5 protein-coding genes are annotated in these 12960 nt (G+C 69.6%); 3 read left to right on the top strand and 2 right to left on the bottom strand.

Going from position 1 to position 12960, the window contains the following annotated elements:
• Window positions 1-12: 12 nt before the first annotated feature.
• Together gspE and gspF are read left to right on the top strand one after the other, a co-directional pair.
• Window positions 13-1446: a type II secretion system ATPase GspE gene (gene gspE, locus ABDW59_RS09900; protein WP_343629558.1), complete on the top strand. Its 1434-nt coding sequence runs from the start codon at window positions 13-15 to the stop codon at window positions 1444-1446.
• A 50-nt stretch (window positions 1447-1496) separates the two neighbouring features.
• Window positions 1497-2705 carry a type II secretion system inner membrane protein GspF gene (gene gspF / locus ABDW59_RS09895; RefSeq protein ID WP_343629557.1) on the top strand — a complete coding sequence of 403 codons (1209 nt, stop codon included), beginning with the start codon at window positions 1497-1499 and terminating at the stop codon, window positions 2703-2705.
• Between the two features lie 78 nt (window positions 2706-2783).
• Here gspF and ABDW59_RS09890 read toward each other — a convergent pair whose 3' ends face one another.
• Complete coding sequence (locus ABDW59_RS09890; RefSeq protein WP_343629556.1) at window positions 2784-3401, bottom strand: trimeric intracellular cation channel family protein; 618 nt, start codon at window positions 3399-3401, stop codon at window positions 2784-2786.
• Between the two features lie 146 nt (window positions 3402-3547).
• Here ABDW59_RS09890 and htpG point away from each other — a divergent pair, with 146 nt between their 5' ends.
• The gene (gene htpG / locus ABDW59_RS09885; RefSeq protein ID WP_343629555.1) at window positions 3548-5440 is read left to right on the top strand and encodes a molecular chaperone HtpG; all 1893 of its coding nucleotides are present in this window, start codon (window positions 3548-3550) and stop codon (window positions 5438-5440) included.
• Window positions 5441-5455: 15 nt separating this feature from the next.
• On the opposite strand, the gene ABDW59_RS09880 is transcribed toward htpG, so the two are convergent.
• Window positions 5456-12868, bottom strand: coding sequence for a C80 family cysteine peptidase (locus ABDW59_RS09880; RefSeq protein WP_343629554.1), 7413 nt, complete (start codon window positions 12866-12868; stop codon window positions 5456-5458).
• Window positions 12869-12960: the final 92 nt, after the last annotated feature.

Below are 12960 nucleotides of genomic sequence, written 5' to 3'. Positions count from 1 at the left end.
ACCGGAGACATCATGGCCACCCGCCATCCCCTGCCCTACGCCGTCGCCAAGGCCCAGCAGGTCCTGATCGAGGACGACGGCCAGCAGCGCACGCTGTGGGCTACCGCGGCGCTGTCGCTGCCGACGCTGTCCGAGCTGCAGCGCGTCTACGCGCCGCGCAAGATCGAGTGCCTGAGCCCCTCCGAGCTGTCGCAACGCATCCAGACCGCCTATGCCGGCGGCGACGACAGCGCGGCCCTGGTGGTCGGCGAGGTCGAGAGCGCCGTCGACCTGTCGCGCCTGATGCAGGACCTGCCCGCCGTGGCCGACCTGCTGGAGGCCGCCGACGACGCGCCCATCATCCGCATGCTCAATGCGCTGCTGACGCAGGCCGCCAACAACGGCGCCAGCGACATCCACATCGAGCCCTATGAGCGCGAGAGCAGCGTGCGCTTCCGGGTCGACGGCACGCTGCGCGAAGTGGTGCGCCCCAATCGCGCGCTTCACGCGGCGCTGATCTCGCGGCTCAAGATCATGGCCGAGCTGGACATCGCCGAGAAGCGGCTGCCGCAGGACGGCCGCATCTCGCTGCGCATCGGCGGCCGCGCGATCGACGTGCGCGTCTCCACGCTCCCTTCCGCCCACGGCGAGCGCGCGGTGCTGCGTCTGCTGGACAAGTCCGAATCGCGCTTCACCCTGTCCGCGCTGGGCATGGACGGCGAGCGCCTGGAGCGCTTCCAGCGCCTGGTGCAGCAGCCTCACGGCATCGTGCTGGTCACGGGCCCGACCGGCTCGGGCAAGACGACCACGCTGTACGCCGCGCTGCAGACGGTGGACACCGCCACGACGAACGTGCTGACCGTCGAGGACCCGATCGAGTACGAGCTGCCCGGCATCGGCCAGACGCAGGTGAATTCGCGCATTGACCTGAGCTTCGCCAAGGCCCTGCGTGCGATCCTGCGCCAGGACCCGGACGTGATCATGATCGGCGAGATCCGCGATTACGAGACGGCGCAGATCGCGATCCAGGCCTCGCTGACGGGTCACCTGGTGCTGGCCACGCTGCACACCAACGACGCGGTCAGCGCGGTCACCCGGCTGACCGACATGGGCGTGGAGCCCTTCCTGCTGAGCTCCTCGCTGCTGGGCGTGCTGGCGCAGCGGCTGGTGCGCAAGCTCTGCCCGGTGTGCAAGTCGGCCGAGCCGATCGCCGGCGGCGGCACGCGCTACCACCCGGTAGGCTGCCCGGCCTGCTCGTCCAGCGGCTACAAGGGCCGCACGGGCGTGTACGAGCTGATGGTCTGCGACGACGCCATCCGCGGCCTGATCCACAACCAGGCGGCCGAGTCCGAACTGCTGGCCGCGGCGCGCGCCAACGGTCTGCGCTCGATGCGCGAGGACGGCGATCGGCTGGTGGCCGCGGGCGTCACGTCCGAAGAGGAAGTGCTGCGCGTGACGCGCGAATGAGCGCGAGCTCGACGCCAGCGCACACGCAGTAAACGACGAGGTTCCGAGCGATGCCCGCCTTCAAGTACGACGCCCTCGACGCCGCCGGCAAAGCCCATCAGGGCCTGCTGGAGGCCGACACGGTCAAGGCCGCGCGCGCCCAGCTGCGACTGCAAGGTCTGGTGCCGATGGAGGTGCAACCGGTGGCCGCGCAGCAGACGCGCTCGCGCTGGTCGCGCCGCGCGTTCAAGGCCGCCACGCTGACGGTGTGGACGCGGCAACTGGCCGGGCTGGTGTCGGCCGGGCTGCCGCTGGAGCGCTCGATCGCCGCCTTGGCCGACGAAGCCGAGGACCCGCGCCAGCGCGAGCTGATGTCGCAGCTGAAGTCCGAGGTCAACGCGGGCTCGTCCTTCGCGCGGGCGCTGGCGATCGCGCCGCGGGAGTTCGACGAGGTCTATCGCGCCGTGGTCGCCGCCGGCGAGCAGAGCGGCGCGCTGGGACCCGTGCTGGAGAGCCTGGCCGACGACCTCGAGGAGCAGCAGCGGCTGCGCTCGGAATTGTTCGGGGCGCTGGCGTATCCGGTGATCGTCTGCATCATCTCGATCCTGGCGGTGAGCTTCCTGCTGACCTACGTGGTGCCGCAGGTCGCGGCCGTGTTCACGCAGACGCGGCAGACGCTGCCGCTGCTCACGCGGGTGATGATGGGCATGTCCGACGTGCTACGGAACTGGGGCCTGGCCATCCTGGTCGTGGTCGCGGGCGCGGGCTTCGGGATCCGTCAGGTGCTCAAGCGCGAGGGGCCAAGGCAGCGCTTCGATGCGGCTTTCCTGAATTTGCCGCTGCTGGGGCGGCTTTCGCGGGGCTACAACGCGGCAAGGTTCTCGGGCACGTTGGCGATGCTGGCGGGCGCGGGCGTGCCGATCCTGAAGGCCTTGCAGGCGGCGGCGGAGACGCTGTCCAACCATGCGATGCGCGCCGATGCGATGGACGCGCTGGCGATGGTGCGTGAAGGTGCGCCGCTGGGGGCGGCGCTCGCGGGGAAGAAGCGCTTTCCGGGGCTGCTGTCGATGTTCGCGCGGTTGGGCGAGCAGACGGGGCAGTTGCCGGACATGCTGCAGCGCGCGGCCAAGCAACTGGGCAATGAGGTCAAGCGCCGCGCGATGACGCTGGCCACGCTGTTGGAACCGCTGCTCATCGTCGCCATGGGCGGCGTGGTGATGCTGATCGTGCTGTCGGTGCTGCTGCCGATCATCGACATGAACAAGCTGGCGACGCAGTAAGACCCTCTCCCCCGCCCTCTCCCGCAAGCGGGCGAGGGGGTGGCTCGCTGTGTGCGACGGCCCCTCGCCTCGCCGCGCTCAATGCACCCGCAGCATCTGCAGCGCCGGCAGCTGCCAGCCGAAGTACAGCGCCGCCAACCGCAGCCCCGCCACCCCGACCATCCCGAGCACGAACGCCCACCGCAGCGGCGCCCCCGCCTGCTTGAGCACGAAGTACAGCGCAATCCCTCCGATCGCCGCCGTCGCATAAATATCCTTGCGCAACAGCAAGGGCGCCTGCCCGCTGAGCACATCCCGCAGCACGCCCCCGCCGCAGGCCGTCAGCGTCCCCATCAACAACGCCGGCAGCGGCTTCACCCCCTGCTCTTCCGCGATCTCCGTCCCGCACAGCGCGAACAGCGCCAACCCCAGCGCGTCCGCGATCTTGAGCGTCATGATCGCGTGCTCCGGAAACGGCCCCACGACCAGCGCCGCCAGCGCGCTCCCGATGATCACCAGCAGATAGCGCGGATCCTTCATCCAGAACACCGGATGCCGATTCAGCAGCACATCCCGCAGCGTCCCGCCGCCCACGGCGGTCATCGCCGCCAGCACCAGCAGCCCGAACAGGTCCAGGCCCGCCTGCATCGCGGCCAGCGCTCCGCTGATGGCGAACACCGCCACGCCCAACAAGTCGAACCAGTAGATCATCGGCATAGGGCGCGCAGTGTAGGCGCGGTCCTGGCCGACCCGGGCTCCCCTTCCCTCGCCCCCCTTGAAATCCGGCCCGCCCGTGCCCATCTGCCGCCGCGATAATCCTCGCCCCGACCGGGGCTCTCCCCGCACACCCAGACTCAAGCAAGATGGACAAGCAAACCCATTCCTTCCAGGCCGAGGTCAAGCAGATCCTGCATCTGGTGACGCACTCGCTGTACTCGAACAAGGAAATCTTCCTGCGCGAGCTGGTCAGCAACGCCTCGGACGCCTGCGACAAGCTGCGCTTCGAGGCGCTCGACCATCCGCAGCTCTTCGAGGACCAGCCGGATCTCGAGATCCGCGTCAGCTTCGACGAGGCCGCCCGCACCGTCACCATCAGCGACAACGGCATCGGCCTGTCCGCTGAAGAGGCGATCGCGCACCTGGGCACCATCGCCAAGAGCGGCACCCGCGAGTTCATGGCCAAGCTCGAAGGCGAGCAGAAGAAGGACGCGAACCTGATCGGCCAGTTCGGCGTGGGCTTCTACTCGGGCTTCATCGTCGCGGACCGCATCACCGTCGAATCGCGCCGCGCCGGCCTGCCCGCGGACCAGGGCGTGCGCTGGAGCTCCGAGGGCACCGGCGACTTCGAGGTCGAGACCATCGTCAAACCGGGCCGCGGCACCGACGTCGTGCTGCATCTGCGCGAGGGCGAGGACGAGTTCCTCAAGACCTGGCGCCTGAAGTCGGTCATCAGCAAGTACTCCGACCACATCTCGCTGCCCATCCTGATGCGCGCCGAGGAGTGGGACGCCGACAACGCCAAGCAAGTCCTCAAGGACGACTGGGAGCCAGTCAACAAGGCCTCCGCGCTGTGGACCCGCTCGAAGAGCGAGATCACGCAGGCCGAGTACGACGCCTTCTACCAGCAGATCAGCTACGACACCGAAGCCCCGCTGGCCTTCACCCACAACCGCGTCGAGGGCCGTAGCGAATACACGCAGCTGCTCTACATCCCCGCGAAAGCGCCCTTCGATCTGTGGAACCGAGACAAGCGCGGCGGCGTGAAGCTCTACGTCAAGCGCGTCTTCATCATGGACGACGCCGAGGCGCTGATGCCGGTCTATTTACGCTTCGTCAAGGGCGTGATCGACTCGGCCGACCTGCCGCTGAACGTCAGCCGCGAGCTGCTGCAGGAAAGCCGCGACGTGAAGGCGATCCGCGAGGGCTCGACCAAGCGCGTGCTGTCGATGCTGGAATCCCTCGCCAACAGCGAAGACGCGACCGAGCGCGACAAGTACGCGCGCTTCTGGACCGACTTCGGCCAGGTGCTGAAGGAAGGCGTCGGCGAGGACCACGCGAACCAGGAACGCCTGGTCAAGCTGCTGCGCTTCGCGTCCACCCATGCGGACGAGAACGTCTCGCTGGCCGATTACGTCGCGCGCATGAAGGACGGCCAGGACGCCGTCTACTACATCACCGCCGACAGCCTGAACGCCGCCAAGAACAGCCCGCAGCTGGAGATCTTCCGCAAGAAGGGCATCGAGGTGCTGCTGCTGGTCGACCGCGTCGACGAATGGCTGCTCTCGCATGTCTTCGAGTTCGAAGGCAAGCCGCTGCAGTCCGTCGCCAAGGGCGCGGTGGACCTGGGCGACCTGCAGGACGAGGAAGAGAAGAAGAAGGCCGAGGAAGCCGCGGAGCAGTTCAAGCCAATGCTGGAGCGGCTGAAGACCGCGCTGGAAGGCCGCGCCAAGGACGTGCGCCTGACCACGCGCCTGGTGGACTCGCCCGCCTGCGTGGTGGTCGAGGAAGGCGACATCAGCGGCCACCTGGCCCGCATGCTGAAGCAGGCCGGCCAGGCCGCCCCCGCCGCTCAACCGACGCTGGAGATCAACCCCGATCACGCGCTGGTGAAGAAGCTGGGCGCGCTGGAGACCGAGGACGCCCGCTTCGGCGATCTGGCGCAGGTGCTCTTCGACCAGGCGCTGCTGGCCGAAGGCGGCGTGCTGGAAGATCCGGCCTCTTACGTTCGCCGCGTCAACGCGCTGCTGCTGGGCTGATCCTCGGCCCCGGGCTCAGGCCGCCGCGCCGGCGGCCTGAGTCGCCGCCTGCTGCGGCAGGGTCAGCGTCGCACCGGGCCCGGCCGGACGACTGGCCGACGAGGTCCAGCCCGGCGCCAGGCCTTGCCCGTCCGGCGGCATCCCTGCCATCAGCTCGACGAGCTTGGCCCGCTCGAGCCGCCACGGCACCAGCGGCGCATCGCCGTCGGTCGGCGTCATCGTGTCATCGTCCTTCAAGTTCCATCGCGAGACTGTTGCGGCACTGCGGCCCTGCGGCGGCTCGCCGCCGTCCTCGCGCACGCGATGCAAGGTGGACCCGATCGCGTTGATCAGCGGCGCGCTCATGCGCATCACCTGCCACTCGCCCCCCGCGCTCCGCCGGCGCAGCAGGGCCTCGCTGACGCCCGTTGCCTTGGCGTCGCTCTCGGCCGTCGAGAAGACGTCGAGCACCTGTATGCGAGACCACCCCGGCCCGTCGCCGAGGCCCAGATCCGCGCCTTCGCGCCAAGCCTCCAATTGCGAACCGTACAAGGTCAGCATCGGCAGCCGCAGCGAGCGGTCTCTCTCCGGCCAGACCAGCTCCCGCGTCCCGGCCTTGCTCGTGACCTGCACCGCCGGTACCCATTCATCGTCAAGCAGCAACGTGCTGGCGGGACGGAGCGCGTTGCGGATCCGGATCAATGGGCCGTTGTCCGGGCGATGGATCAACAGGTCCGCCCCTTCGTAGAACAGCTCGTCCTTGTCGCTGTCGACATCGTCCAGATCGATGCGCAAGGGGCGCGGCACGGTGTTGTCAAACTCGTCCAGGATCACCACTTCCGGCATGCCCAGCGCCGCCACGCCGTCCAGATCCACCGGCCGCCCGTTCGTCTGGATCAGCATCCAGCGCGGCGCCCGCTGCTGTCCCAGCACGAAGCGCTGACGGAACAGCGTCAACTCCGCGTCGTCGGCCGGCCGGAACGGCCGTGTCTCGCCGTCGTCGAGTTCGATGCGCAAGGTGTCCTGGTCGACGATCTGGAACCGGGAGCGGCTGGTCGCCTCCACGCTGATGAGATCGTCCTCGATACGCAGTCTGCGATAACCTTCCCCGCGACTTTCCGGCGCCAGCTGATCCGCCCACCACGAGAGCAGGCCCAACGTGAAGGCCAGAGGCCTGAGCGGCGAGGCGGTGACGGCCAGCTCGCCCAACTCGTCCGCGCTCAGCGACTCCGTGTTGCCCAGGTAGCGCCAGTCGGCATTGCTGCCGCCGTCGATCGGGAAGTAACCGTAGGGCGCGCCGCTGCGCGTCTGGGTCGGCGACAAGCGCAGGAGCCGGAACAGCTCCAGTTGCTCGGAGACCGGGTTGTCGTAGGCATAGACGCCGCCCACCTGGGGTGCCGGGTCGGCCCGGCGCCATGCCAGGAAGTCGGCGGCCCGCGCGATGGGCGGCGCCGGGTCGGCCAGGAGGGGCGGTCTCAGGTCCGGGCCGAGGTCTTCCGCACGGCCCAGGTAATCCCAGTAGGGATCCTCGCCCCCGTGGTCGAGGTCGGGCGTGAGGTGCGTCAACCCCGGATCCGGCCTGCGCATCCTCGCGTAATGGCCGGCGCCCTTGCGGTCGTGGAAGAGGAAAACATCCCCCGGCACCCCGGCCGTCGCGTCCGCTTGCCTGATGCCGACCGCCTTGGGCAGCACGCGCAGCAGCGCCTGCAACAGGGCGCGGTTCAGCGCCGGATCGGCATGCAGGACAGCCACCGACCGGCCGGTGCCGCGGGCCTCCTCGATCGTGTCGAGCAAGCGATCCCGCAGCGCCTCGATCGCGGGGGCGCGCAGCTGGGCCTCGATCGCGCTGCCGGCGGTCGCGTGAAGGGCATACCACTCGTCCATGAGAAGGCTTTGCGTGTCGGCCTCGTCCTGCCACAGGCGCAGCGTGGCCGCTTCCGTCTCCCAGACGCCTTGAGGATTCGTCCACACGCGCCCCAGCCCTTCCCGTGGGCTCGGATCCGCAGCCGATGAGTTGTTGCGGGCTGACTCGTCGGCAGCGGATTCAGCGGATTCAGCGGGCTGGGCGGCCGGTTCGGCAGGTCCGAGGCGGGGGGCGGGAGTCGGCGCGCCGTTCCGGGCATCGACCCAGAAGCTCAGACGGGCGCGCTGCACCCGCTCCAGCAGTGCCGGGTCGATGTCCGTGACCACGGCATCGGCTTGTGCTTGCAAGGCATGCCGCCGCGCCAGGCGCGCCAGGTCTCGCTGCAGCACGGTGCCGGACGGATCCACCGGCGACAGGCCGCGGCGGCGGCGCTCCGCCGCGGCGTCCAGATCCAACGTGGCGCGCAGGTCGTGCAGGAACAGCTGCATCGTGGCGCTGCGGACGTCGTAGAAGTCGCCGGGGCCTGCACGATCCGTTGCGCGCTCGCCGGCATCGTCGGACAACGCGTCGATCCGTATGTCCAGGCCCTCGTCCCTGAGCTGATGCACCAGCTTCTCCGACTCGTCCGGCGTCGCGCCCAGCCGGACCCAGTCCGAACGGCCACCGGCGGCCTGATGCTGATCCAGCAAGTCTTGCAGCTCATGGGCCAGCAGGGTCAGCCGCGTCCGCCGAGCCAGCGAGAGCGGAGCCGTCTGCAACGCCTCGTCCGTCCCTTCGCCGAAGCCGCCCGTTTCCTGGGCACGACGCAGCATCAGCACGTCCTTGGCCAAGGCCACATCGCCGGCGGGGATGCGCGCCTCGCCCAGGGCGGGATGGTCATGGACGCGGAACCCTGCCAGCCCCTCCAGCACCAGCGCATGGGCCAGATCCGGGTCTTCCTTCGTGGAGATGAGCTGGTTGGCCGGCGCGTGACGCTCCAGCCGGTCCAGGCGCTCCCAGAGCGCGAGTTGCGTCGTCCCGGATTTCGGCCGTCGCGGCCGGGCGGCATCCGCCTGGAAGTCCACCTCCAGGATCTCGAGGCGCTCGCCGCCTTCGGGCCCGGCCAGCTCCAGGCCCGCCGCCAACTCCTTGGTCAGGAAACGCTGCAGATCCTCGCGTGACCACCCGGGATGACCAGCCATCCAGTTCAGCAGCATCCGCTCGCCGGCACGCGTCAGCACGGGGCGCTCGCGCCCGAAACGTCGCTCCTCCATCAGGTACACGAAGGTGATGGGCTCGAAAAAATGCCCGCCGTCGTAGCGCACGACCGGACGTTGCGCCGTATTCAAGGCCACTTCCCCTCCCTTGAGCTCGTAGCGCGCCCAGGGCAGGGCCTGCTTGGCGCCGTCGTACTCCAGCAGCATCAGATGGCGCTGGCCGAGCAGCATCGTCGCGCCGGTGACCGGGTCCAGCAGGCCCGCCATCGCCTCGCCCTCCTCCGTCACGCAGGCCAACTGCACCAGTCGCGCGAGGTCGGCGGGCTCCGCGCTTGCGTCGGGCTCGGCGTCTGGGCTCGACGCCAGGGTCTGGAACAGCTCGGCCTCCCGCGCCTGCTCGGGCGTGGCGAGCAGAAGCAAGGTGCGGCGCAGTTCCTCGTGCGGGCGCAGATCCGCGGACCAGGTCGGCAAGGTCAGGACCAACACGCCCTGCCGGCGCTCCAGGTCCAGTACCACGCGCACGCCCGGCACCAGCGGATCGGCGAGCTGGATGATCGCGCCGTTCAGCGCCTCGAACTGAAACTCCTGGCCGGCGAATCGGAAGCCGTCCACGCCGCCGTCGGTGAACTCCAGCGACCGCCCCCCGTGGAGCAGACCGCCCTTGAGCATCACGGTCCAGATCTCGCGCGCCTTGTCCGACGGCAGGATCCGGACCGGGTTGCGCACCGTGCCGTCGGGCGGGATCGCCAGGGTGTAGCGCCCACCGCCGCCGACCAGACGCACATGCACCTTGTCCTGGCTCATCGGCCGCCATTGACGCTTGGCCAGCCCGCGATCGTCCTCGAAGGTGAAGGTGCGCGTGTCGGCATCGGACGCCGAAGGCAGGGCCAGGACGCGGCTCTTGTCATCCAGGACGATCTCCAGCGGCGAGGGCTTGGCGGCGATGCGCCATCGGTCCGCCGACTTGGCGAAGCTGGTCGAGCTCACGAAGTCGCCGACGAAGAACAGGTCGCTGTTGTTCTGCATGCGCGCCAGCAACGGATCGCCGAGCAGCGAGAAGTCGCCGCCGGCTCGCGACGCCGAGTAGCGGTCGAAGCGGATCTTCACATTCGGCGCGGTCATCAGTCCCAGCGGCACGCTGGGGTCGAGCAGCGGCGCGGGCAGCCGGACCCGCGGCGTCGTCTCCCGACCGCTGCGGTGCAGCAGCGTCCACAGATCCAGATCCAGCCCGTGCGTCGAGTAGCGCCCCTGATCGGACCCGTCATTGGTGATCCACGAGCTGTGCACCCGCGCGCTGCCGAACTGCCGGTAGAGCTGATACCGATGGAGCACCGTCGCACCGACCGTGGCGTCGGCGAAGCTCACCTCGCCGGTCACAAAGTTGATGCGCCTGATCGGTCCCCAACCGTTGGGCAGCAGCACCTGCTTCCCGGGATGCATGGTATCCAGCGCCACGCTCTTGAGCGGATCGTCGTAGCTGCTGTTGATCCGGCGCAGGAAGTCGAGGTTGCGATTGAGCCGCCCCTCCTCCGTCTGCACCGCGCGCTGCAGCGCGGCGGCGCCAATGGACAGGCCCGCCAACGGGACCGAGAGGCCCTCGGCCACCAGGGCCAGATCGACCTTGCCGGCTATCTCCGCCGCCTTGGCGATCGCGATCAGGCACAGGCTGCTCACGTCCAGCGCGACATTCACAGCGGCCTGCTTCACCGCGCGCCGGCTGCCGCCCTGCCGCACCACGTCGATCAGCTCCTTCAGATCCAGCGCGAAGGTGCCCGCCTGCGCCAGCCGGCTGGCCGCGGCCAGCGTGCGCGACAGGAAGGCGGTACGGGCCGCGATGGTGGCGAAGGCTTGGTCGTCCGCGCTCGCGAGCGATTTCATCACCAGCGACGCCAGGGAGGCAGCATCCGAGGCTGCCTGGAACAGACCTTGGCCCGCGCCCAGCGTCAGCCGCCACAGCTCCCCCTGATACCGGTCGCCTTGCGCCGTCCCGTCGGAGAGGCTGGCGACCATCAGCGCCAGCAGGCCGATGTTGAGCAGGTCCACCTCGCCGGCCGACTGGTCCCAGCGGTCCAGCAAGTCGTCGACCTCCGCGAGCCCCGCGCGAATGGCAGCGATTCCCTCGCGTGCCACTTGCGCATCGGCACCGGGCTCGATCTCCCGGCTGTGGAGCGCGCCGCCGTCCAGGTTCACGAAGGACAGCGCGACACGCCCGCTCGGCGTGTCGTCAATGCGCGGGAGCAGCTGTCCGCCAGGCGGTCGATGCCGCGTCACCACCTCTCGAAAACGATCGAGCAGGGTGGCGCGGTCCATCAACTGGGATCGTCCCAGCATCAGCGATCGTCGGGACGATCGCCGCGGGGGGCCATCGCCCAGAATCAAGCAGCGGTGGCTGCCCACGTCCCGGCCCTCGTTGCCGCGCGGAAACTTGTCCCGCACGGAGGTGATGCCGGTGACGGGATCGCTGCGAAAGGCCCAGGTGGTACGCGCGGCCCCGGCGCGCACGGACGCATTGAGGTGCTCCTGCGTGTTCAGGACGAGACGCCGCGGATACAGATCGACGATCACCGTCTGACCGAACACCGTGGTCTCCATGCCGGGTCGACCGACGCTCCGGACCGCGCGGGAGAAGGCCCGGCCAAAGCTGTGCTGAACCGCCGGCGTCTCCAGCGCACAGCTCAGCAGGTCGATGCGATCCAGCGGCGGCAGGCGGCGATCAGGCGGGGTCAGGTCGTTGAGAACCTTTTTGATCTCGGCGGCGAGGGCCTCGGGGTCCCGACCGCTGAGCACGCGCTCCCGCGTTCGCGCCGACGTTCGGCCATGACCGGACACCACCAGCCTCACGCTGGATTCAGCCGTGGCGTTGTCCAGCAAGGACTGGCCTCGCAGCACCCGGTGGGCGCCGCCCGGCGCCACCTGCACCCAGACGAGCTCGTCGGGATGCTGGCGGCTCAGCGTCGCGCCGACCTTGTGCATGACCTCGTCGTCCTCCATCTGCAGAAAGATCCGCAGCCGGCCGGCGCTGGCGTCCGCCTCGGTGTCCTTGGCCCATTGGGCGAGCTCGCCCTCGTAGGTGATCGCCCAGTCCTTCAACGCGACCGTCGTGGGCTTGGCGAAACCGATCGGGCCGAAGATCTGGCGGACCAGTGCCAGACCGTCGGGATCGATGCGCCATTGGCCGTCGTCGTCCGAGCTCGCCACGAGGATGTCCCCGACCCGGAATCGCCGCTCTTCGAGCGCGGCCTTGGCCGGCAGAAAGTCGGTCCGCGGCGGCACGAGATCGGCGAAGACCACCGCGATGAACGCGTCCAGCCGCGCGAGGTCCTCGTCCTGTCGCAAGGCTCGCTGCGCGTCGGCGCCGTCCGGAAGCGGGGGGATGCTGAGCTCCAGCACCGGCGCGCCCTTCGCCTTGAACAGCACCACCCGGCCGGTGCGCCGATCCAGCGTCTGCTGGAACGCGGGCTGCAGGGCGGCCACCAGTGGGAGCGGGCGGTCAGCCGCGACCGGGGACGTCGCGACGGGCGTCGTCGCGCCGATCAGCGCGGTCAGCGCCTGGACATCGCGCGTGGCGGACAGGCCGCGCATGATGGGCTCCCAGGCCGCCATGCCGCGCGGCGCGCTCGACAGGTAGGTCAGCGGGCCCACGATGCCCTCGGAGGCCAACTTGCTCAGCGCCGGCTGCAGCGCGCGCACCGCGTCCAGATGCCCCTGGGCCAGCGCGTCCTGCCGCTCCTTCAGGCGCGCGTAGCGATCCAGGTCGAAGAGCAACGGCTTCCCCGCCAGACCGGCCTGCAGGGCTTGGGCGCCGATGCGCGCGCCCGCGATGCGGCGCGCTTGCGCCAGCGTGATCGACTGCCCCTGCCGGAGAGAGAGGCGTTCGACGAAGTGGGCCGCGGCCAGCAGTCCTTCCGGCACCAGGGCGCTGACCCGGTCCACCATGGTCTTCTGGTGGCGCAATGAGGGGGGCACCGCCTCGGCGCCGTCATCCGTCAGGTCGCCGATGCCCCAATCCCGTAACGCCACAGAGTCGGGCTTGCGCTGTTTGGCGAGCAGCTCACGCAAGGCGTCGGTGCTGTCGCCGCCCAGCACGCCGGCATAGTTGCCCTCCAGGACGGCGTCCACCAGGCGTCGCGCCAAGCGCCCCAGCGCCATGCGATTCGCCATCGTGAGCGAGACGTCGTCCAGCTCACCGGCGAGATGGTCGCGCACCGAGGCGCGCAACCGTCGCAACTGATCGGCGCTCACCGCCGATGCGCCGCCGCCCAAGGGCCGCATCGCGCCGTCGACCGCATGGAGGATGGTGAACATCCTGCCCTCGTCCGTCGGGGTGAATTCGTGGGCCTCGACGAGCCGCGGATTCAGGAATGAGTCGATGTCACCCCGAGTGGACATGACGCCCGTCGTGGACGGGGTCGGCGCGGCCGTCGTCGCGTTCGCCGTCACAGGTGGCGTGAGCAGCGCGAGTTGCGGCAAGGGAATGCGCA

Source organism: Roseateles sp., from assembly GCF_039595295.1.
GTDB lineage: Bacteria > Pseudomonadota > Gammaproteobacteria > Burkholderiales > Burkholderiaceae_C > Roseateles.
The sequence above is the reverse complement of the archived record's forward strand: the minus strand, read 5'-3'. Positions and strand labels throughout refer to the sequence as shown.